This window comes from Flavobacterium gelatinilyticum, from assembly GCF_027111295.1.
Lineage (GTDB): Bacteria > Bacteroidota > Bacteroidia > Flavobacteriales > Flavobacteriaceae > Flavobacterium > Flavobacterium gelatinilyticum.
Window position 1 is genome coordinate 2,639,278 of the sequence record NZ_CP114287.1, and the last position, 22,609, is coordinate 2,661,886.

Below are 22,609 nucleotides of genomic sequence, written 5' to 3' on the forward strand. Positions count from 1 at the left end.
TTCTTAAAATTTAAATCTCCAGCTTACAGAAGGAAGAATTCTATACAAGATCTTTTGATCCTGCCAAACGACTACTTTGTCTTTATTTTCGCCCACTCTCACATTCAAAACCACATAAATTGGGTTTGGAACATTAAATGTGTTGTATACCGAAAAATTCAATGCACTTTCTTTTTTTGCTGTTTTTACAAAAAAATAACTTGCCGAAATATCTGTACGAACATAATTGGGCATATGCGCATTATTGTATTGCGAATATTCTTTAACAGGATTGTTGTTTATAAAATACCAGGAAGTAGGCATTGTGAAACGGTTTCCGGAACTGAATATCTGCGTGAGGCTTAAATTCCATTTTGAGCTTAAATCATAAATTCCAACCAAAGAAAGATTATGACGTCTGTCGTATTTTGCAAAATACGTTTGTCCTTTATTGAGTTCGTCAAAATTTCGATCAGACCAGCTTAAGGTATAACTCAGCCAGCCGTTAAATCTTCCGTTGCTTTTTTTCAGCATCATTTCAAGTCCGTACGCTTTTCCTTTACCTACATATAAATCATTTTTAAAAGTCGTAATTTCATTAAACTGCGTTATACCGTACGGATATTCCAGCAGGTTTTTCATCGAACGGTAAAATCCTCCAAAAGAAGAACTCCAGTTTCGTGATAAATTCTGATTTGATCCAACAGAAAATTCGTCAGATGACTGTGGTTTTATTCCGTCGGAACTGGCAATCCAGAAATCAGTAGGAATTCCAACACTTGAAGTTGTTATCAAACTTAAATACTGATATTGTTTGTTGTAAGATGCGTAAAAAGAATATTTAGGATTTGCGGCATAATGCAGCATAACACGCGGCTGAAAATGCAGATAAGAATCAGCTCCCGAAGCATAATAATTAAGTCTAAGCCCCAAATCAGCTGTCAGGTTTTCGAATAATCTTGGTTTTGCCGTGGTAAAAACTGCTGTTTCATAGGCATTCATATCTCCCTGAGATTTGTTATCGATTGTAGTCAGATTTTCTACCTCTACCCTTTGCGGACGTAAATTATGATATACATACTGCAATCCTGATTCAAAAGGAACATTCTTAACCGAATACCGGACTGAATTGGCAAATCCAAAATCTTTTACATCTGACTTAACATCAAACTCGATGGTAGCCTGACTCATTCTTAATTCATTCGAATACCGGCTGAAGTAAACCGAATTTGTCATACTTACTTTTGGTGAAACAGTAGTAATCAGCGAAGGCGAGACTGTTAAGTTACTCCATTTAAAATGGGTTTTCAGTTCGAGGTTTCCATCAATAATTCTTAAATTATCACCGCTTGCAAAAGCATCCACAACTAGCAGATTATTTTTTGAGACCTGCGACAAAAAAGTAAAATTACCATCAGAAAAGCCATATTTCATATCCTTGACATCGTTGTCATCTGATCCTGAATTTAATATTAGCCCTAAAACTTCATCGATGTAGGTTTTTCTTCCCGAAATATAAAAACCGGTTTTATCGCTAACAGGAACTGCCAATGTCAACTGCGATGCCAGAAGTCCTACATTTCCCTGCACACTAAATTCTGAAGGAAGTTTTTTGTTTGAGTTTAACATTGTAGTCGAACTTAAACGTCCTCCATATTTTGAATTCGAACTTGACTTATCAAATTCGACATCTTTAATATGATCGGCATTGTAAAAAGGAAAAATCCCCAATAAATGCGACATTCCGTAAACCGGAGTTCCATTGTACAAAATGGCATTATGTCCGGGATCGCCGCCACGCACATACAAATATCCGTTTGCATCACCTGAATTCTGAACTCCCGGAGTCAACTGCAACAGCCTGATAATATCTGTAGTACCTGAGATAGTCGGCACAGCGCTTAATTCTTTCATATTAAAAGTAAGCTTACCTCCAGATGTGTTTGAAATGGCACTTTTTTTTGTATTGGCGATTACTATTTCATCCAAAATTTTAGGATCTCTTTCTAAAACAAGCGACAGGATTGTATCTTTTTTAAGATTCAAATCGATCTTTTTTTCAACATATCCAAGCTGATAAACATACATATGAAGAATTCCAGAATCGAATCGGGCTGAGAAATTCCCAACCGAATCTGTAACAGCATGTGATTTATGATTATTAGAAAGAAAGGTAATATTAGAACCGGCTAAAGCGCCGTTTTCATTCGATTTTATATTTCCGGAAAGTGTAATTTTAGATTGAGAAAATGCACTGGAAAAACAGAAAAACAGAAAAAAAATAATTGCCCTCAATACTTTAAAATTTTTATCAGAAAGAGCGCTAAAGTAATGAATTATAAATCATTTAAAAGAAGAAATAAGGATTTAATCTGCACTATTTTTCAGTTTAGAAACCATATTAAAAAACTAGTAATCTTTCGTCAAAAAAATAGCCTGACCCACATTTTCATTGGACCAGACTATAATATCAATCTTAATTCTTAATAATTCTTAATAATTCTTAATAATTCTTAATTCTTAATTCTTTTTACTTCAATTTATTCAGATACATGTTCACCACATTATCCAGACCCAGATAAAGCGCTTCTGAAATTAAAGCGTGACCAATAGAAACTTCTAATAATCCCGGAATATTTTGTTTAAAAAACTGAACATTATCCAAGCTCAAATCGTGTCCGGCATTAATGCCCAAACCTAATTCAATTGCCAGTTCCGCTGCTTTTGTATACGGTTCGATTCCTTTTTCGTTTCCTAAACCATATTGATGTGCAAAAGACTCGGTATACAATTCAATTCTGTCTGTTCCTGTTTTTTTGGCACCTTCTATAATTTCCAAAACCGGATCAACAAAAATCGAAGTTCTAATTCCGTTTCTTTGAAATTCCTGAATAACCTCAGTTAAATATGCCTGATTATTTATAGTATCCCAGCCGGCAGATGATGTAATAGCACCTATGGCATCCGGAACCAGTGTTACCTGATCCGGTTTGCATTCTAAAACCAGATCAATAAAATTATGCTGCGGATTTCCTTCAATATTATATTCTGTTGTTACTACGGCTTTTAAATCGCGTGCATCCTGATATCGAATATGACGCTCATCCGGACGCGGATGAATCGTAATTCCCTGCGAACCAAAACGCTGAATATCGGCTGCCACTTTTAATAAATCAGGTACATTTCCGCCTCTGGCATTACGCAGCGTTGCAATTTTATTGATATTAACACTTAACTTTGTCATATAAATAGATAATTAATTCAAGTAATACTATATTTGTTACCGCAAAAATACAAAGTAAAACGCAGCTGTTTTGGTATTTTTTGATTATTTTGCATGAAATATCTTCAATTGATTTATGACAGAAATTACAAACTATATCACTAATGATTTCAAAGCGATTGATAGTCAGGAAACGATAGCCTCGATTCAGGACTTTTTTATCGATGTGAATTATTCTCATTTTCCTGTTTTAGAGGATGGAATTTTCATTGGAAGCATTTCTTCTGATGACATTGAAACTTTTGATGCAGACAAAAAAGCGATTGATTACAAATATACTTTAGAACGTTTTTTTGCCAGAAAATCGATGATCTGGCTTGATGTTTTAGAAATTTTCGCAAAAAACCATACCAATGTTATTCCAATTCTAGACGAGAACAATATCTATATAGGGTATTACGAAATGGAAGATATTATGAATTTCTTTCAGGAAACACCGTTTTTAAAAGAACAGGGAGGCATTATTATCGTTCAGAAAGGTCTTTTAGATTATTCGATGAGTGAAATCACGCAAATTGTAGAAAGCAATAACGGTAAGGTTTTGGGCTGTTTTGTGTCTGAAGCTGATTTAGAAAATGTTCAGATTACCGTAAAAATAGGTTTGGGAGCCATTAATGAAATCATCCAGACTTTTAGAAGATATGGATATGAGATCATTTCAGAACATCAGGAAGACACGTATATCAATAGTTTAAAAGAAAGATCCGATTATTTAGACAAGTACCTTAATATTTAATTAGAAAAATTAGACAATCAATTAGACAATTTCTGCGCCGGCAGCATTATCTAAGTTTCAAATTGCCTCATTATCTAATTACCTTATTATCTAATTTAAAAAGAATGAAAGTAGCCATTTACGGACAATATTATCAAAATAGTACGGAGCCCATCATAAAAGATATTTTCTTGTTTTTCAATGCCAATAACGTTGAAATGGTTATTGAAGAAAATTTCCTGAAAATGCTTTACGAAAAACAGCTTGTAAAAAAAGAATACAAAACGTTTTCGCCCAGTACGACTTTAGATAACAGTTTCGAAATGCTTGTAAGTATTGGAGGAGACGGAACGATTTTAAGAGCTGCCGCTTTTGTTCGTAATTCAGGTGTGCCCCTTTTGGGCATCAATGCCGGAAGGTTAGGTTTTTTAGCGAAAGTACAGAAAGAGAATATCGACAACCTGCTTCAATATGTTATTGACCAAAATTACACTACGTCTGAAAGAACTTTACTGGGTTTAACCTGCAACCCAAAAAATGATGCCATCGAAGAACTTAATTTTGCGATGAACGAAGTTACGGTGAGCAGAAAAGACACAACTTCGATGATTACAGTCGAAACCTACTTAAACGATGAATATTTAAATTCATACTGGGCAGATGGTCTTATCATTTCTACACCAACAGGTTCAACAGGATATTCTCTAAGCTGCGGCGGCCCAATATTAACTCCAGACGTTAAAAGTTTAGTAATAACTCCTATTGCACCACACAATTTAACTGCCAGACCTCTTGTAATTCCGGATGATACCGAGATTACACTTCGCGTAACAGGAAGAGAAGACCAATATTTGGTTTCTCTGGATTCCAGAACTTCTTCTGTAAAGAATGAATCAATTTTAAAAATTAAAAAAACCGATTATAAAATCAAAATGGTTGAAATTCCGGGCGAAACATTCTTAAAAACATTAAGAAACAAACTGCTTTGGGGAGAAGACAAGAGAAATTAATCTCTTTTCTTATTTATAACTATACGATAACGCCGCATTTTCTCGTTCTGCATGTAGTGAATCATCATTAAATGTCTCTAAATCATAAGGTAAATTGAAAAAAAAGCACATTTAATCAAAGGAACGTTGATTCGTATTGATAATTATTATATTTGCACGCAATTTTGAATTAAATGAAGAAAATTTTTAATTTATTGTTATGTTTTTTCCCTTTTATCGCACTAAATGCTCAAATCAATGAGCTTGGTGTGTTTATTGGCGGAAGCAACTTTGTTGGAGATGTAGGAAACACAGCCTACATCAACCCTGAAAAACTGGCTTTTGGCGTTCTGTACAAGTGGAACAAAAGCCCGAGACATTCGTATCGTTTTTCGTATACCCAGTCACAAATTACAGCAAATGACATACACTCTGAGGAAACAGGAAGAAACAGAAGAGGATATCGTTTTGACAATGATGTAAAAGAGTTTTCTGCCGGTTTAGAATTTAATTTTTTTGATTTTAATCTTCATGATTATCATACAAAAGTTACACCTTATATATATTCGGGTCTGAGCTTTTTTCTTTATGATGGTTTATACCGTTATACAACCAGTCCAAATGTTACTTATAAAGTAAATTCTAATTCATTTGCAATACCAATGACACTGGGCGTTAAATCAAATATTTTCCCAAATTTTGTTGTGGGAGCCGAAATAGGTGCACGATATACTTTTACAGATAATATTGACGGGAGTAATCCTAAAACTAGTAATATAAACATTAAAAAATTTGGGAATTTAAACAATAATGACTGGTATGTCTTTTCTGGTATTACCTTAACGTATACCTTTGGGCAAAAACCGTGTTATTGCGCAGAATAATAAAATGAATTTAATAGACTCTATAGATCACTCAAACTTACCTAAACATCTGGCCATTATCATGGACGGTAATGGACGATGGGCTAAGCAACAAGGCTTTTTAAGAGCTTTTGGACATGAAAACGGAACAAAATCTGTAAAAAAAACGATTACAACCTGTGCTAAACTAGGCATTGAGTATTTAACGCTGTATGCTTTTTCGACAGAAAACTGGAACCGCCCAAAACTGGAAGTTGAGGCTTTAATGAAAATACTGATCAATTCTTTAAAAAAAGAGCTGGTTACTTTGCAGGAAAACAATATCAGGCTTAATGCAATAGGCAATCTTGAAAAGTTACCAAAAAATGCTCAAAAAGAGCTTTTAGAGGTTATTGAAAAAACCAAAAACAACACTCGTCTTACGTTAACACTAGCCTTAAGCTACGGATCCAGAGAGGAATTAGTAAGTGCTGTAAAGGCAATTAGTGATAAAGTTAAAAATAATATAATTTCAATAGACACTATTGACGATTTAATTATAAATGAGCATCTTTACACGCAAAATTTACCAGACGTAGATTTATTAATACGAACAAGTGGAGAACATAGAATAAGTAATTTCTTGCTGTGGCAGATTGCCTATGCAGAATTGTATTTTACTAATGTCTTGTGGCCAGACTTTAAAGACCAGGATTTATATGAGGCTATTATTAGTTATCAAAAAAGAGAACGCAGATTTGGAAAAACCAGTGAACAAATTAAATAATTTTTTAGTGCAAAAAAGAATACAAATAGTCTTTACCCTTTTACTTCTGGGTAGTTTTTCACAAATTAAAGCTCAAGAAAGAGTTCCTTTTGATCAGGGAAAAAAATATATTCTGGCTAAAGTTTCTGTTGTTGGTAAAATAAGCTTTAACGAACAAACCGTTGTTACCTTCTCAGGCCTTCAAAAGGGTCAGGAAATTACCGTACCCGGTGAAGAAATCAGCGGTGCCATTAAAAAATTAGGAAAGCTTGGTCTTTTCGACGAAATTGCCTTCTATATTAATAAGGTAGAAAACGATAGTATTTATCTGGATTTGGATATTGTCGAACTTCCTAAATTAAACGATGTTAAAATAGTCGGCGTTAAGAAAAGTAAGGTCGAGGGTTTAATTAAGGATAACAATTTAACCAAAAATAAAATTGTAAACGAAAACTTAATTACAACAACCAAGAATTACATAGAAAACAAATACAAAAAAGACGGTTTCTACAACACAAAAGTAGTAATCACAACTACTCCTGACAGTACTTCCGGAAATCAGGTAAATATGCTTGTACGGGTAGATAAAGGTGATAAAGTAAAAATCAGCAAAATCGACTTTACAGGAAACAAACAGCTTACAGATTCGAAGCTGAGAGCTGCTATGAAAGATACGAAGCAGAAAAATGTCCTGCGTATTTTTAAAGCCTCTAAATTCATACCTGAAAAATACAAAACCGACTTAGAAAAAGTTATTGCAGCATACAAAGAAAAAGGATATCGTGATGCACGTATTATCTATGATTCTGTGACTTACGACAAGAAGAAAAACATGCTTGCTATTAAAATTGATGTAGAAGAAGGAAACAAATACTACTTTGGAAACATTAAATTCTTAGGAAATACTGTTTACTCAGATCAGCAGCTAAACCGTTATTTAGGTATCAAAAAAGGAGAAACATACAACGGTGTTTTACTTGAAAAAAGAATCGCAGATAACACTAAACCTGACGGAGAAGACATCACAAACTTATATCAGAACAACGGTTATTTATTCTCTAAAATTAATGCTGTAGAGGTAAAAACAGTAAACGATACAATCGATTTTGAGATTAGAATTACCGAAGGTCCTATCGCCTACTTCAACAAAATTTATGTTACAGGAAACGACAAAACAAATGACCACGTAATCTATCGTGAGTTAAGAACGAAACCTGGAAACAAATACAGTAAAGAAGAATTGGTAAGAACCATTCGTGAAATTGGACAATTAGGTTTCTTCGATCCTGAGGCAATTAAACCTGAGTTTAGAAACGTTGACCCTGGTGCAGGAACAGTTGATATCGAATACCAGTTAGTAGAAAAAGGATCAAGCCAGGTAGAGCTTCAAGGTGGTTATGGAGGCGGTGGTTTCATTGGAACCCTAGGTCTGTCATTTAACAACTTCTCGGCCAGAAAACTGTTTGATAAAGATGCTTACAAACCGCTTCCTATGGGAGACGGTCAAAAAGTAGCATTGCGTTTACAAGGAAGTACATACTTTCAAACGTATAGTGTTTCATTCTCTGAACCATGGTTTGGAGGTAAAAAACCGGTACAGTTCAGTTCTTCTATTTCATACAGTAAACAGTTCAACAACAATTATATAACAAGAACTGTTGACAGAAGCCAAAGTTTTAATATTTTTACAGTACAAGTTGGTTTAGCAAAACGTTTAACAGTACCTGATGATTATTTCGTACTTTCGCAATCTGTTAGTTACCAACACTATGATTTGAATAATTATTACACAGGATTGTTTACTTTTGGTAACGGAGCGTCGAGAAACCTTGCTTACACAATTGGAATTTCAAGAAGTAATAAAGGGGTTAACCCAATATTCCCAACTTATGGTTCTGAATTTAGTATCTCTGCAAAAGTAACGCCTCCTTATTCTTTGTTTAATGGAGTTGATTATTCTGATTTAAAAAATCAGAAAGAATATAAATTGCAATATACAGGAGATGCAAAAGATGGTCCTGACGGAACACCAATCAGACCTGGCGATTATCTAAAAGCACAAAACGTTAACGGAACCAGTCAATATGTGAGTGTGGGATCTGATTACGAAAGTGCAGACACTGATGTTGCAAAAGTAGACCAGAAAAAATTCAACTGGTTAGAATATTATAAAGTTAAATTCAAAGCCGACTGGTATACCAAAGTATATGGTAAATTAGTTTTAAGAACCTTAACTGAATTTGGTTTCTTAGGAGCTTACGATCAGTCAAGAGGTGTTGTACCGTTTGAGCGTTTTTATTTAGGAGGAGATGGTATGGCTAACTACTCAATGGATGGTAGAGAAAATGTCCAGTTAAGAGGTTATCCAAACAACTCATTAACACCTATAAACTCTGTAGGACAGCAAATCGGGGCAACAATTTATAACAAGTTCTCTATGGAACTTCGTTATCCAATTACATTAAAATCATCTGCTTCAATATACGCCTTAACATTCTTAGAAGCCGGTTCTGCTTATGATGGATTTAAAAACTATAACCCATTCGACTTAAATCGTTCGGCGGGTGCTGGTTTACGTGTGTTCATGCCTGCATTTGGATTATTAGGTATCGACTTTGGTTATGGTTTCGACGCATTGCCGGGTACTAACAAACCAAATGGATGGGAAACACATTTCATCATTGGACAACAATTTTAAAGAAACAGCGTTTGGTTAAAAATCATCAAATAAAGTAATGTTATGAGAAAACAATTTTTATTTATATTTTTAGCCTTGATTGTAGCAAATACAAGTCAGGCACAAGGTAAAACGACTAGGATTGGTTACATTGATATGGAATACATCCTGGAAAATGTTTCTGATTATAAAGAAGCCACATCTCAATTAGAGTTAAAGGCCCAAAAATGGAAACAGGAAATCGAAGCCAAAAAATTAAATATAAATTCGTTAAAAGAGAATTTAAAAACTGAAAAAGCATTACTGACTAAAGAATTAATTGAAGAACGCGAAACTGAGATAAAATTTCTTGAAACCGAAATGCTGGATTACCAGCAAAAACAATTTGGAGCCGACGGAAATTTAATAAGACAAAAAAGCGCCTTGGCAAAGCCAATCCAGGATCAGGTTTTTACAGCTGTTCAGGATATTGCCGAAGCAAAAAATTATGATTTTATTTTTGATAAATCATCCGATCTGACGATGCTTTTCAGCAATAAAAGATTTGACATAAGCGATCAGGTAATACGTATTCTTAACAGAACGGAAAAACGCGAGCAGCTGACCAAAAAGCAGCTGAAAGAACAAGAAGCTAAGGAAAGACAGGAAAATGCGATCGATGAAAATCCGGATCTTGCTGACCGCCAAAAAGCATTAGATGCAAAGAGAGCCGCAAGGGAAAAGCTTATAGAAGACAGAAGACTGGAGCAGGAAGCGAAGAAGAAAGAGTATGACGACAGAAGAAAAGCACTTCAGGCTGAAAGAGAGGCCAAAAAAAATGGCACGGTTTCTGAAACTGTAAAACCAGCTGAAACTGCAAAAACGACTGAAACAGCAAAACCGGCAGAAACTGCAAAAACAAGCACAAGCGAAACTGCGAAACCTGCTGCGACAACAACAACACAGACAGAAACTGCAGCAAGTAAAGCCGAGGAAAGACAAAAGCTTTATGAACAGCGCAAAAAAGAATTAGAAGAAAGAAGAAAAAAAATACTCGAAGAACGAGAAGCGGCTAAAAAAGCAAAAGAAGCCGATACACAAAAAACAAATACGACCAATAATTAATTAATATTTTTAAAAATGATGAAACAAATCAAAAATTTACTAATTGCTGCAATTCTAGTTTTAGGAGCGAGTAACACAATGAACGCACAGGCGAAGGTTGCCCATGTTGATGTTAGCGAGATTATGTCGAAAATGCCTGCTATGCTTGATGCTCAAAATCAACTGCAAAAATTAAGTGGTACATATGATGCTGAATACAAAAAGATGGTTGACGAATATCAAACTAAAATCAAAAAGTACGAAGCTGAAGCTGCAACTGTAAGTGAAGCTGTAAACGGAGATCGTTCTAAAGAAGTTCAGGATATGCAAAAGAGAATTGTTGACTACAGAGACAATGCTCAAAAAGAATTACAACAAAAAGAAACTGACATCGTAAAACCATTAATGGAAAAAGTAAGAGCTTCTATCCAAAAAATTGGAAAAGCTAAAGGTTTCCAATACATCTTAGATGGTTCTACTCTTTTATTAGCTGATGGTCCAAACATTACTGCTGATGTTAAAAAAGACTTAGGATTCTAATAAACGAATTCCTTTTATCAAAACTGCTTAAATTTTAGAATTTAAGCAGTTTTTTTTTACTTTTATTTAAAATTAAAAAGACATTAAAACGGCAGATTTCTATTAAATTCAAATATCTTTTTGATTTAAAAAATACTAATTTTGCACTATGACAAACAATAATCCTATAGGCGTTTTTGACTCTGGAATTGGAGGGACTTCAATCTGGAGCGCTATCCACACATTACTTCCAAACGAAAAAACAATATATCTGGCCGACAGTAAAAATGCTCCGTATGGTCAGAAAAGCAAAGAGGAAATTGTTGCGTTGAGCAAAAAAAATGTCGAATTTTTATTGGAGAACAATTGCAAATTAATTGTTGTTGCCTGCAACACTGCAACAACAAATGCAATTTTTGAACTTCGCCGTGATTACAACATTCCTTTTATAGGAATTGAACCGGCCATAAAACCGGCCGCAAATAATTCGAAAACACAGGTTATTGGAATTCTTGCTACAAAAGGAACATTAAACAGTGAGTTGTTTAACAAAACAGCCGAAATGTTCCAGCATACTACAATTATAGAACAAGTCGGCTATGGATTGGTGCAGCTTATCGAGGACGGAAACTTGTATTCTCCCGAAATGACACAGCTTTTAGAATCGTATTTACAGCCAATGATTGACGCCAACATAGATTATCTTGTATTGGGCTGCAGTCATTATCCGTATTTAATTCCGCAAATAAAAAAGATACTTCCTGAGCATATTCAGATTATTGATTCAGGAGAAGCTGTTGCCAGGCAGACACAAAATGTACTGCGCGAAAAAGCAGGTTTTAATGAAAGCCCGGACAACGATCCTGTTTTTTATGTAAACTCTGATTCAACGGTTTTAAAATCAATTTTGGAGAATAAATATCCTGTTATCGAAAAAGACTTTTAAGCTCTACTCAATTTTTCGTTTCACAAACCAGATTCCGTCTAAAGATAAATTGACAGAAACTTTATGATAGTTTTCCTTAATCAGATTATTAGAAACAGTTCCTTTCTGTCCATATGAATAGGATATATTGAGTGCCGAAAATGTATTCTCAATAGGCAGACTGATACCAACAGAAATCGAAGCATTGTTAACTCTTTTACCGTCAATCTCCAGATAACCGGTATCAAAATTAGCTCCCGCTGAATATTGTATTCGATCCCAATATTTTCGCATATTTCTATTGGCATCAAAATAAGTAAAGCCAAGGGCAAACCGGTCCTGATTTACAAAAGTGCCGTATGAATCCGATTGATTTGTGTCTTTCCACAAACTTTTCTCATAGTCAAGCGTCATATTCAAAACATTTTTAAATCGTTTGCTAATCCCCACTCCTATTTCTAAAGGCATGTAGTAATCATCGACATCCGAACTTACGTTCGATTCAACTGTAGTCGAAACTTCATCGGCAATTGTACTTACAGATTGTACTTTTGATCCTTTTATTTGTGCCGGTAATTTAAATGTCGCGGCAATTGTAAAAGTAGAATCAATTTTATACTGAGATCCTATAGTTGCTCTAAGTCCGTTGTAATCTGTTTTTTTCTCTATGGTTGTAATCGAATTTGAAACCACTAAATACCGCTGATCCTCTATATTCCCAAACAACAAAGCGGCCGAAGCACCAACGGTCAGTTTATCACCGAATCTATATCCGTACGAAAAATCAAAATTATTTAATCCTCCGGAACCCGCAGCTGTCAGACTATACGATTCCATGCTGTCAGAAATGGGCAGCACAAGATTTGAAATCTTATACGACGCACTGGAGTAAGGCCGTAATGCAACGCTGAAACCCGAATTTTTAGTAACCGGAAAAGCAAAAGCAATATGAGAAAACTGAAAATTATTACGCTTTTCAGTCTTTTTAGATCCTTCGTAGGTTGTTCCTATCGCCTTTCCTCCTACATCGAGCATAAAATGGTTTAAAGGCATAAAACCTAATGATGCCGGGTTCAGGTTGTTAATAAAACTCGTTGACGGCAAAGCCATTCCCGATGAACCAATTGAGGAAATAGATCCAAAATCAGCATCATACAAACTCCCAACACCATATAACGAATAAGGAGAACTGGAAATGCTTTGCGAAAATGACGTCAACGAAACCAAAACAAAGGTTAAAAGAAATACTGTATTTTTCATTTAATAGGAGATGTAATAAATTTTAAGTTGAATTTTATTGTCGACATGCTTCTGATCTCCCAAAACAATCCTGTTTACTGTTTTATAAATACCCGGTAAAGTAAGGATCAATCCCAGTTTTGAATCAGATGTTTTGAGCATTTCCTTCTGAAGAAAAGCGCCTATTGGTATTGTATAACCAACATTTTCATTGAACTCATCACTTTTTTTATTCAAAATCCCATATACTGTTGTTCCTGCCGAGTTTAATAAAGAACTGCTGATTCTGTTTAAATTATCGCCTACATAAACCTGAAGGGAATCTGCCAAAGGATATTTTTCGGAATAGGAATTATTTACAGGTTTTAAGATTAACTGTGCATCGACAATAGCACCATTATCGGCAATATATTTAAGCTGCCGTATATTTGGAAAATCTACCCGGCAGGCCACTCCTGTACCTGATTGTACAAAACCCTGCTTATTGGTTAGTGTACTGGAAAGTTTACTGCTGGAAACGGGGAGATTCTCGAGCATGGTGCCGCTTTTATCTAGCGAAATAGAATTAAACTGTTTAGAACCATCATTAATTGTAAAATCAAGATAACTGGAATCATCATCTAATTGATATTTAGAATAATACAATCGAACTTTACTTGTTGAAACATCAAAACCAATTGCACTTGCTGAATTATCTGAAGAAGGTACCAGAACAAGTCCTTTTAAATATTCGGTAAAACTGTCAAAATCAGTAATGTCTCTGTTTTTAATTCTTTGAAAAAGAGCCGCACCAAATACCGCACTCATCTTTATATTAATAGAATCTTTTCCAACCGGACGGGGTTTATACGATATTGTTCCAAGGCTTTCCCCATCATAGCTCAAAGTCGAATTATTGTAAAAGCTGTCATCATCTGTATTTGGCTTTACTTTCTGCGTCAGGCGATGAATATCAAATTTCTGAACCTGTGTAGTATCACCATAATAGTAATTGTCATATTTTAGAATCATCGAAATAGAATCAAAAACATAGTTAACGGCTTCAGTATCTGATCCCGAACTGGGTAAGGCATAAGAAGTTCCCGAAACCTGAAAATAACTGCTGGATTTTACTTTGCCAAAAACAGGGTCATCATAATTTCCTATCAGAATACGGCTTTGGCTCGAAGTTACCAATGAATCAAAATTAATGGTAGACATTTCGACTGTAACTGTGTCGATCATCACAATATTATTATTTAGAGCTAAATAATCAGATCCAACAACAAACTCACCGGCATCTGTATCTGTACCGCATGAAAATAGTGTAAAAGCCAAAAATGACATTAATACATATTTATACATAATTTCTATTTTTCAGCAAATATAAATTGGACGCTTTGGCGGTGCATCATAACATATACAGTCACGCTTTTTTACACTACAAAAGCCTCAATATTATCTACAATACGTTTACCCTGGTTACGATCTGATTCAGCCTTAAAAAGGGCTGATTTATCTATCAAAAAGAGCCATATATATATATTCTTTTTTTTACAGCTTTTGCCAGACTACTTTTGAGCCAATAAATAAAGAATGAAAATAAGGTTAACTATTAGTTTGTTTTTTTTAGTGTTGTTTCAGATAAATGCTCAGGAAAATGCAGCGGTAAAAGTGAATTTAAAAAACGAGTCGGCAGACAAAATTGATTTCACTGAAACGAATATCGGACTGACATTTAAAAAAGAATTGAGTCCTAAAACCGGTCTGAAAAACACATTGGAATATTCGAACCTGAATGTGAATTATGATTCAAAAAATTACGGAGCATTTCAAATTCCGGATCGTTTGCAGCAGTTACAAAACAAACTTGAAATTTCGCAGAAAATCACGAATACAACGAAACTGAATTTTGAGGTTATACCAACAGTAAATTTTGAGCGTAATTTAAATTCTGATGATTTTACACTTTTAGGAAGTTTTGAAATACAACAGCAGTTGAATGAAAAAACAACTTTTAGTGCAGGTGCAGCACGATCAGCCGCTTTTGGAAACCCGAAATTCCTGCCTGTTGCGGCGTTTCAGTATAAAATAAATGATAAAACAAAATTGGTGCTTGGTTTTCCTGATTCGGAAATTTCATACTCGAACAATGACCGGAACAAGTTTAGCCTTGATAACCGTTTTAACGGAAATTTTTACAATTTGAATGTTTCAAATTATGCAGATGCAGCCGGAACAAAAGCTGTTACATCGCAAATGACAACTTCATTTAATTATGAAAGAAATGTAGACAAAAACTGGTTTTTGAATTTTAAAGCCGGATACGATTTTGACAAAAAGTACATACTGACAGATAACCAAAATCATACCCTGCATGACTTTAATATCGGGAACAGTTATGTTTTAGGAATTGGGATCAAATACAAACAATAAAATAAATTAATACACTATGAATAATCTAAAAAAAGGAATATTATTCGCAACATTACTTTCGGGACTCTTTTTTATAAGCTGCAGCAATGATGACGAGGATGAAGAATTGGTAGGAAACTGGGTTAGAAAATCGGCTTTTGACGGGCCTGCAAGATCAAGTTCTACAAGTTTTGTTATCGGAGACTATGCTTACGTGGCAACAGGTTATACTGGCGATGTTTATTTAAAAGATTTATGGGCTTACAACTCAGGAGGAGATTACTGGGAACAAAAAGCAGATTTTACCGGAGCCGGAAGAAGTTCTGCTTCCAGCTTTGCCTTAAACGATAAAGGCTATGTAGGTCTTGGTTATGATGGAACCAACAAATTAAAAGATTTCTATCAATACGATCCTGCAGCCAACAGCTGGACACAAAAAACTGATTTTGGAGGAACAGGACGTTATGGAGCCGTTGGTTTTCAGGCTGGCGGAAAAGCCTATTTTGGAACGGGTTATGACGGAAACTATCTTAAAGATTTTTACCAGTACAATGATACAGCCAATACCTGGACGCTTGTAAACGGTTTCAGTGGTAATAAAAGACGTAATGCTACTGTATTTGTAGTTTCAGACAAAGCTTATCTGGTTACCGGTATCAATAATGGTACGTATCAGGAAGATTTTTGGGAATTTGATCCGTCAACAGATGTCTGGACAAGAAAAAGAGATATCGACAAAGATACAGATGATGATTACTCATACAATGATGAATATTCTATCATCAGAGCGAATGCTTCAAGCTTTTCTATGAATGGACTTGGATATGTTGTTGGAGGTGAAAACCTGAAAACAATCTGGGAATACAATCCGTCAACAGATCTTTGGGTAGAAAGAACAGCAATGGAAGGAGCAGCAAGAACTGATGCTGTAGCATTTGCAATTAACAATCGTGGTTTTTACATGCTGGGCAGAACAGGTTCTACGTATTTTGATGATGCATGGGAATTTAAACCTTTGGAGGAACAGAATGACGATGATAACTAAAAATAAATCATTCTTCCGGGCCCAAATCCGGAAGAATGTATTGCTTTTGTTTCTTGTTTTATTAACCATATCCTGTACTAAAAAAGAGGTTTTGAAAACAGAAACTTTTAAAACAGACTCAGGATGGGGATATACGATTGCTTATAAAAATAAAATCATTATAAAACAATCTATTATTCCGGTTATAAATGACAATAAAAGTTTTTCGACAGAAGAAGATGCCTTAAAAACAGCTCATTTGGTAATAGAAAAACTCAAAAAAAACGTGTCGCCGACAGTAAGTAAAAATGAATTAATTTTATTGAAAATAAAATTATAATGAAAATAGACGCCATTAAAAATACCAATTCAAATAAAATTTTGTTCCATTGCATCATTTGGATTTTCTTTATTCTGACTTCCCTGATTCAGTTTTATGAAAGTCCATTTAGGATCAACAACGATTTTTACGTACAGTGGGCAACAGGAATTGTCCTGTTTTATCTGAACTATTTTTATTTGGTTCCGGCTTTGCTTCTGCAAAAAAAATACTGGAAATATTTTCTTTTTGTTTTCATAATTATTGCCGTTTTTATGATCATCAGGATTAATTATTTTATTCCTGAATTCAGACATTTAAGACCTCACAATATTGTTCCGGCCAGAATGATTCCGCCGGATCCAAATTTTATTCCGAGAGGAAAACATTTCAAAATAGAAATGAGACAACCGCTTTTTTTTAAAATCGGTCCTTCTTTCTTTTATATACTGATTATAACAATAAGTGCGATTATCCGAACTTTAACCGAGTTCTACAATAATCAGCAGAATAAATTAATTGCCGAGACACACCGAACAAATACTGAATTGATCTATCTGCGTAAGCAGACCAATCCGCATTTTTTATTCAATTCCCTAAACAGTATTTATTCTCTGGCTCATAAGAAATCTGATTTGGTTCCTGATGCCATCGTGACCTTATCTGAGCTCATGCGCTATATGCTGTATGAAACAGATAACAAAACGGTGGCTCTAGAAAAAGAAGTCAATTATATTCAGAATTATATTGAATTACAAAAACTAAGGCTCAACAACATCGAAGATATTATTATAAACGTTCACGGCGATACCCGAAACAAATTTATTGAACCTTTACTCCTGATTTCTTTTGTTGAAAATGCTTTTAAATACGGCACCGATTATAAGGGTGCAGCACATGTAAAGATTAAAATTTTTATTTCTGAAAATAATCTTGATTTCTGGATCGAAAACACGATTGAAAATTATGCAAAAGACCCTGATAATTCAGGCATCGGGCTTGTAAATATTCAAAACAGGCTTGATTTATTATATCCTAATGCCCACGAACTAACTATTAACCAGGATAATCAATATTACCGAGTTCATTTAAATCTAAAATTAGACGAAATTAAAACCACAGTAAACTAAAATTTTGCAATCATGGACAGAAAAAAATTCATTCGAAATGGGCTTTTAGGAATTACGGCTTTTACAGGAGCCGCTGCTTTTTTAGAATCATGTTCCAAAAGCGACAATGATGATAATTTGGACACCGGTTCTTCTGATGATGGAAGCTGTACCGTTTCGCCATCTGAAACAAAAGGTCCGTTTCCTATCAAAACGCCAAGTCAGCTTGTACTGGAAAACATCAAATCTGACCGTGTGGGGATTGCACTTCTTATTAATTTAAAAATCGAAAACAAAAACAACGACTGTCTGCCTTTATCAAATGTTTTGGTTGATGTCTGGCATTGCGACAAAGACGGAAATTATTCTGAATACGGCGGTACACAAATGCAGTCTGCAGATTATACTTCGGTTCATTTTTTAAGAGGGAGACAAACCACAAATTCAAACGGTGAAGTTTCGTTTATATCCATTTATCCGGGCTGGTACCAGGGGCGTGCTCCTCATGTTCATGTCGAAGTTTTAACCAGCAGCGGTACTTCTTTATTAGTTACTCAGATTGCTTTTCCGGAAAACATATCCAGCACCGTTTATTCGAGTGCCAATTATGCCGCACACGGACAGGCAGATACTGCAAATGCAAACGACAATGTGTTCTCTGACAGTCTTTCTCAGGAACTTGCAACAATGACAGGAAATCTAACCGATGGATATACGCTGACTAAAACCATTACTGTCAGGGCATAATTATAAATTAAACCAGTATTTTTATGATAATTTTAAAACTTAATTTACTGGTTTAAAACTACTTTTGAATGCTTAAATAATTAAAAAAATAAACTCCCCGACAAATGAAATGTGTAATTATAGATGATGAACCATTAGCAGTTGAACTGTTAGAAGATTTTGTCAAAAAAGTAGACTCACTTGAATTAATCAAGACTTTTAACAACGCTATTGATGCCATTTCATTTATCAACCAAAACAATATTGATTTGATATTTCTGGACATTCAGATGCCTCATTTTTCGGGAATAGATTTTTTAAATACCATCGAAAAAAAACCGCTTGTAATATTCACAACCGCTTATTCTGATTATGCAGTTGAAGGTTTTAATCTTGGCGCTGTAGATTATTTGGTAAAACCCATTCCGTTTCATCGTTTTTTAAAATCCGTTGTCAGAGCACAGCAGACCACTAATCCGGCAGCAATTCAGTCAGTTTCAGAAACGGTTCCTGTTCCCGAAGCCGAGCAGGATTTTATGTTTGTAAGAGCGGAATATGAAAACGTGAAAATGAATTTTGCCGATATTTTATTTATCGAAGGTTTAAAAGATTATGTAAAAATCTACACGACAGATAATAAATACACGCTGACCTTAATCAGCTTAATAAAGCTTGAAAACCTGCTTTCAAGCAAAGGTTTTTCAAGAATTCACAGATCGTATATCATCAATATCAAACACGTAAAATCTATTCAGAAAAATAAAGTTCTGATTAGTGATAAACGAATTCCGATAAGCGAAAGTTACAAGAATGCTTTCTTTGAAAAGATAAATCTTTAGATAACTCCAAAAAAAAAATCCAAATTCCAAATGAGTCACTCACTCTTGAAATTTGGAATTTTTATTTGAGATTCCGGTTAAAATTGGAATTTTCAATATTCTATTTAAACTTTATTCTTCGTTTTTAAACCAGCTGGAATAAAGTACGTAATTATTCGAAATACGCCCTATCTCTCCTGCAAAATCAGACTGGTCAATATCTTTTACTTTTTTGGCTGGAACACCAGCAAAAATAGTTCCGGAAGGAACAACCGTATTTTGGGTTAAAACCGCTCCGGCTGCAATAATCGAATTGCTTTCGACTACACAATTATCCATTACAATAGCCCCCATTCCTATTAATACATTGTCGTGAATCGTACAACCGTGTACAATGGCGTTATGACCTATAGAAACATTATTTCCTATAATCGTAGGGTGTTTTTGGTAGGTACAGTGAATCACGGCGCCGTCCTGAATATTGACTTTATTTCCTATTTTAATATAATGAACATCCCCGCGGATAACAGCATTAAACCACACACTGCAGTTTTCTCCAAAAGACACATCGCCAACAATTGTCGCATTTTCAGCAACATAACAATCTTCTGGAATAGAAGGTGATTTTCCGTTTACAGATTTAATAAGCATAATAAAAGGATTTTAGTTAACAGCCGGACAAAAACAATCGTAACGTTCTTTTTTACAAAATAAATTAATTCCCAGCGTGATTTGGTGAAAACCACCAGTATCAAATTTCACATCGCCCGTAACCTGCGAATAGGTATAAGCAAACATAAAGTTCTTGTAATTTATACCCACAATTGGGGTAAAGTATTGTAATTTTTGAGACGAAACACCGCCGCCAGAACTATACTGCGCACCGTCAAAACTTCTTCTATACGAAAGTGCTGCCCATAAACTTCCAAAGTCCATATTTTTGTAAGCTTTCATATTCAGGTCAATCGATTTTTCTTTTGTCTGGTCAAACATCTGAAACAAGATAGAAGGTTCCCAGGTAATTTTATCTCTTTTACCAAATACGTAACCTGCACTTAAAAGATATTTTCTAAGATTATCACTTTCGTAATCTGTATATAATTGTCTGCGGGATTCCAAAAGTCCCTGGATAGTCGCGTGAGCATAAAAATTCAGGAAATTATAGGAAGCTCCGATATCCATATTAAAATAAGAATCCTTTTGTATAGAACCAAAAACAATTGGATCAAAAGTATTTCCAAAATTAGTTTCATCTAACTGATTCTGAATTAATCCGCCGCTAATACCAAAAGAAAGCTGATTTAAATCGATCTCATCTCTGGAAAACATAATATGGTGCGCATAGGTAAGTTTAACACCTTTTTGAGAATGATAGCCGTTTTTATCATTAAAAACGATTACTCCGGCCCCGGAACGTTCTCCTACTCTGCCGTTAAAACTTAAAGTCTGCAAAGATGGTGCGTCTTCCTGACCGAACCATTGTTTCCTTGCCGTAAGCCTGATTTTAGCACAATTTGCCGCGCCGGCCATCGAAGGATGGATTAAATAATAATTATCCGACAAATAATCGGAGTACACCGGTATTCCTTCTTGTGAATATGAATAGAAAGAACAAATTAAAAAAATATATAAAACCTTGATATTAAATCTCATAAAGGCAATTTTATTTTAAAATAATTACGGCTCTAATAATTTAGTACGAATTACTTGTAAAGAGTCTTAATTATTTCATTAAAAAATCAAATATAGCCATTAGTAGAAAATAACTTTATTAAATTTGCAAAAAATTACTGCCATGACAAAAATCACTATAAAAGAGACTCAAAATCCAACTATACTAAAGTTCGAATTTGAAGATTTTATTACCCAGAATCAAAACTTTGAATTCAAAAATATTGATGAAGCACAGGCTTCTCCGCTTGCACAGCAATTGTTTTATCTGCCTTTTGTAAAGACGGTTTACATTTCAGGAAACTTTATTGCTGTTGAAAGATACAGCATTGTAGACTGGGACGACGTTAAAGATGCCGTAGCCGATCAAATTGCCGCATTTGTAGACAAAGGCGGTGTTATTATTAAAGCAGATGAAAACAAACCCAAAAAACAGCCTATTACAGTTTACGGAGAAACAACTCCAAATCCGGCTGCACTGAAATTTGTTGTAAGCAGAATGTTAACACGTAATGCCGTTGAATACAAAAATATTGACCAGACGGCTTCTTCACCGCTGGCACAGGAATTATTTAAATTCCCTTATGTAAAAGAAATATTTATTGATGAAAATTATATTTCGGTTACAAAATATGAAATCAACGACTGGCAGGAAATCACATTAGAATTAAGAACTTTCATTAAACAGTTTATCGAAAATGGCGGTACTGTTTTAGACGAAAGTTTAATCCAGAAAACAGCTAAAAATGACGCTGCAAAAGACGAAGCTTTCGACAAACTGGATGTAACTTCTCAGCAGATTATTAACATTCTGGAAGAATACGTAAAACCTGCTGTTGCCGCCGATGGAGGAAATATTGCTTTTGATTCTTATAATGAAGAAGACAAAACAGTAAAAGTGGTTTTACAAGGTGCCTGCAGCGGTTGTCCGTCATCGACTTTTACTTTAAAAAGCGGTATCGAAAATATGCTGAAAAGTATGTTAAACGACGAATCGATAAAAGTTGAGGCTTTAAACGGTTAAAACATTTAATAGAAACATACAAAGCGTCTCAAATCTGAGGCGCTTTTTTTATGGCTGCTGTTCATTAAAAATTTTGAAATTTAAATTGTTTTTCTCTAAAAACAATTAATATTGTAATCTCAACTAATCAACACAAAACCATGGGATTATCATCATTTTTCAAGAATTTATTCGGCCCGGCGAAAGAAACCGCAGAAGATTTTGCAGATAAAGCCGAAACGATCGCAGAAGGAGCGATTACAAAAATCCAGGAAGTCTCCGAACCTATTCTCCAAACTGCCGCCGACTTTGCAAATGAGGCAAAAAATGCCTTAACTGAATATGCAGATAAAGCATCGGACACTTTACATGATATTATTGATTCGATTACCGAAAGTACTGACGAAAACCATCGTGTAATTACAGAAACTGTTTTTGATGTAAGCGAAGATTCGGTAAGCGAAATAAGTGAAGAATCTGACAAGTAAAAAAACAGAGATACACAAAGGAATTAAAATATTTTTATAT

At 34.7% G+C, this 22,609-nt stretch carries 22 protein-coding genes; 16 read left to right on the forward strand and 6 right to left on the reverse strand.

The features are described 5' to 3' along the window. Nucleotides 1-3: 3 nt before the first annotated feature. Both OZP11_RS11215 and OZP11_RS11220 read right to left on the reverse strand, forming a co-directional pair. Nucleotides 4-2,274 (reverse strand): TonB-dependent receptor, encoded by a 2,271-nt coding sequence (locus tag OZP11_RS11215; RefSeq protein ID WP_281235286.1) that lies wholly within the window; start codon nt 2,272-2,274, stop codon nt 4-6. 235 nt (nt 2,275-2,509) lie between these two features. Continuing rightward, a complete protein-coding gene (locus tag OZP11_RS11220) occupies nt 2,510-3,223 on the reverse strand; it encodes a pyridoxine 5'-phosphate synthase (protein WP_281235287.1) in 714 nt (237 codons plus the stop codon). A gap of 115 nt (nt 3,224-3,338) precedes the next feature. Between OZP11_RS11220 and OZP11_RS11225 the strand changes: the two genes are divergently transcribed. From OZP11_RS11225 to murI, 8 genes are all read left to right on the forward strand, one after another. Next, complete coding sequence (locus OZP11_RS11225; protein WP_281235288.1) at nt 3,339-3,998, forward strand: CBS domain-containing protein; 660 nt, start codon at nt 3,339-3,341, stop codon at nt 3,996-3,998. Between the two features lie 104 nt (nt 3,999-4,102). Beyond that, nucleotides 4,103-4,987: an NAD kinase gene (locus tag OZP11_RS11230; RefSeq protein ID WP_281235289.1), complete on the forward strand. Its 885-nt coding sequence runs from the start codon at nt 4,103-4,105 to the stop codon at nt 4,985-4,987. Between the two features lie 173 nt (nt 4,988-5,160). Continuing rightward, complete coding sequence (gene porG, locus OZP11_RS11235) at nt 5,161-5,850, forward strand: type IX secretion system protein PorG (protein ID WP_281235290.1); 690 nt, start codon at nt 5,161-5,163, stop codon at nt 5,848-5,850. A gap of 4 nt (nt 5,851-5,854) precedes the next feature. Continuing rightward, nucleotides 5,855-6,595 (forward strand): undecaprenyl pyrophosphate synthase, encoded by a 741-nt coding sequence (gene uppS / locus OZP11_RS11240; RefSeq protein WP_281235291.1) that lies wholly within the window; start codon nt 5,855-5,857, stop codon nt 6,593-6,595. Further along, nucleotides 6,528-9,272: a BamA/OMP85 family outer membrane protein gene (locus tag OZP11_RS11245; protein WP_281235292.1), complete on the forward strand. Its 2,745-nt coding sequence runs from the start codon at nt 6,528-6,530 to the stop codon at nt 9,270-9,272. Before uppS ends, OZP11_RS11245 begins: the two co-directional genes overlap by 68 nt. A gap of 42 nt (nt 9,273-9,314) precedes the next feature. After that, on the forward strand, nt 9,315-10,355 hold the full coding sequence (locus OZP11_RS11250; RefSeq protein ID WP_281235293.1) for an OmpH/Skp family outer membrane protein: 1,041 nt from the start codon (nt 9,315-9,317) through the stop codon (nt 10,353-10,355). 15 nt (nt 10,356-10,370) lie between these two features. Beyond that, on the forward strand, nt 10,371-10,874 hold the full coding sequence (locus tag OZP11_RS11255) for an OmpH/Skp family outer membrane protein (protein WP_281235294.1): 504 nt from the start codon (nt 10,371-10,373) through the stop codon (nt 10,872-10,874). A gap of 148 nt (nt 10,875-11,022) precedes the next feature. After that, nucleotides 11,023-11,799: a glutamate racemase gene (gene murI, locus OZP11_RS11260; protein WP_281235295.1), complete on the forward strand. Its 777-nt coding sequence runs from the start codon at nt 11,023-11,025 to the stop codon at nt 11,797-11,799. A 3-nt stretch (nt 11,800-11,802) separates the two neighbouring features. On the opposite strand, the gene bamG is transcribed toward murI, so the two are convergent. Continuing rightward, nucleotides 11,803-13,038, reverse strand: coding sequence for a BamG family beta-barrel-assembly machinery protein (gene bamG, locus OZP11_RS11265; protein ID WP_281235296.1), 1,236 nt, complete (start codon nt 13,036-13,038; stop codon nt 11,803-11,805). Next, nucleotides 13,039-14,361 (reverse strand): DUF4270 family protein, encoded by a 1,323-nt coding sequence (locus OZP11_RS11270; RefSeq protein ID WP_281235297.1) that lies wholly within the window; start codon nt 14,359-14,361, stop codon nt 13,039-13,041. Nucleotides 14,362-14,592: 231 nt separating this feature from the next. Here OZP11_RS11270 and OZP11_RS11275 point away from each other — a divergent pair, with 231 nt between their 5' ends. The 6 genes from OZP11_RS11275 to OZP11_RS11300 all read left to right on the forward strand — a co-directional run bounded on the left by OZP11_RS11275 (nt 14,593) and on the right by OZP11_RS11300 (nt 19,428). Next, nucleotides 14,593-15,432: a DUF6268 family outer membrane beta-barrel protein gene (locus tag OZP11_RS11275; RefSeq protein ID WP_281235298.1), complete on the forward strand. Its 840-nt coding sequence runs from the start codon at nt 14,593-14,595 to the stop codon at nt 15,430-15,432. Nucleotides 15,433-15,448: 16 nt separating this feature from the next. Continuing rightward, nucleotides 15,449-16,456 carry a Kelch repeat-containing protein gene (locus tag OZP11_RS11280; protein WP_281235299.1) on the forward strand — a complete coding sequence of 336 codons (1,008 nt, stop codon included), beginning with the start codon at nt 15,449-15,451 and terminating at the stop codon, nt 16,454-16,456. 91 nt (nt 16,457-16,547) lie between these two features. After that, the gene (locus OZP11_RS11285) at nt 16,548-16,775 is read left to right on the forward strand and encodes a DUF4907 domain-containing protein (RefSeq protein WP_281235300.1); all 228 of its coding nucleotides are present in this window, start codon (nt 16,548-16,550) and stop codon (nt 16,773-16,775) included. Further along, on the forward strand, nt 16,775-17,884 hold the full coding sequence (locus OZP11_RS11290) for a sensor histidine kinase (RefSeq protein ID WP_281235301.1): 1,110 nt from the start codon (nt 16,775-16,777) through the stop codon (nt 17,882-17,884). Before OZP11_RS11285 ends, OZP11_RS11290 begins: the two co-directional genes overlap by 1 nt. A 12-nt stretch (nt 17,885-17,896) precedes the next feature. Next, on the forward strand, nt 17,897-18,610 hold the full coding sequence (locus tag OZP11_RS11295) for a dioxygenase family protein (RefSeq protein WP_281235302.1): 714 nt from the start codon (nt 17,897-17,899) through the stop codon (nt 18,608-18,610). A 104-nt stretch (nt 18,611-18,714) separates the two neighbouring features. After that, the gene (locus OZP11_RS11300; RefSeq protein WP_281235303.1) at nt 18,715-19,428 is read left to right on the forward strand and encodes a LytR/AlgR family response regulator transcription factor; all 714 of its coding nucleotides are present in this window, start codon (nt 18,715-18,717) and stop codon (nt 19,426-19,428) included. Between the two features lie 111 nt (nt 19,429-19,539). On the opposite strand, the gene OZP11_RS11305 is transcribed toward OZP11_RS11300, so the two are convergent. Continuing rightward, the gene (locus OZP11_RS11305; protein WP_281235304.1) at nt 19,540-20,058 is read right to left on the reverse strand and encodes a gamma carbonic anhydrase family protein; all 519 of its coding nucleotides are present in this window, start codon (nt 20,056-20,058) and stop codon (nt 19,540-19,542) included. A gap of 12 nt (nt 20,059-20,070) precedes the next feature. Beyond that, nucleotides 20,071-21,060, reverse strand: coding sequence for a PorP/SprF family type IX secretion system membrane protein (locus OZP11_RS11310; protein ID WP_281235305.1), 990 nt, complete (start codon nt 21,058-21,060; stop codon nt 20,071-20,073). A gap of 142 nt (nt 21,061-21,202) precedes the next feature. Here OZP11_RS11310 and OZP11_RS11315 point away from each other — a divergent pair, with 142 nt between their 5' ends. Together OZP11_RS11315 and OZP11_RS11320 are read left to right on the forward strand one after the other, a co-directional pair. After that, nucleotides 21,203-22,102, forward strand: a complete 900-nt coding sequence (locus tag OZP11_RS11315; RefSeq protein WP_281235306.1) for a NifU family protein — start codon at nt 21,203-21,205, stop codon at nt 22,100-22,102. 140 nt (nt 22,103-22,242) lie between these two features. Continuing rightward, a complete protein-coding gene (locus OZP11_RS11320) occupies nt 22,243-22,569 on the forward strand; it encodes a YtxH domain-containing protein (protein ID WP_281235307.1) in 327 nt (108 codons plus the stop codon). Nucleotides 22,570-22,609 lie beyond the last annotated feature (40 nt).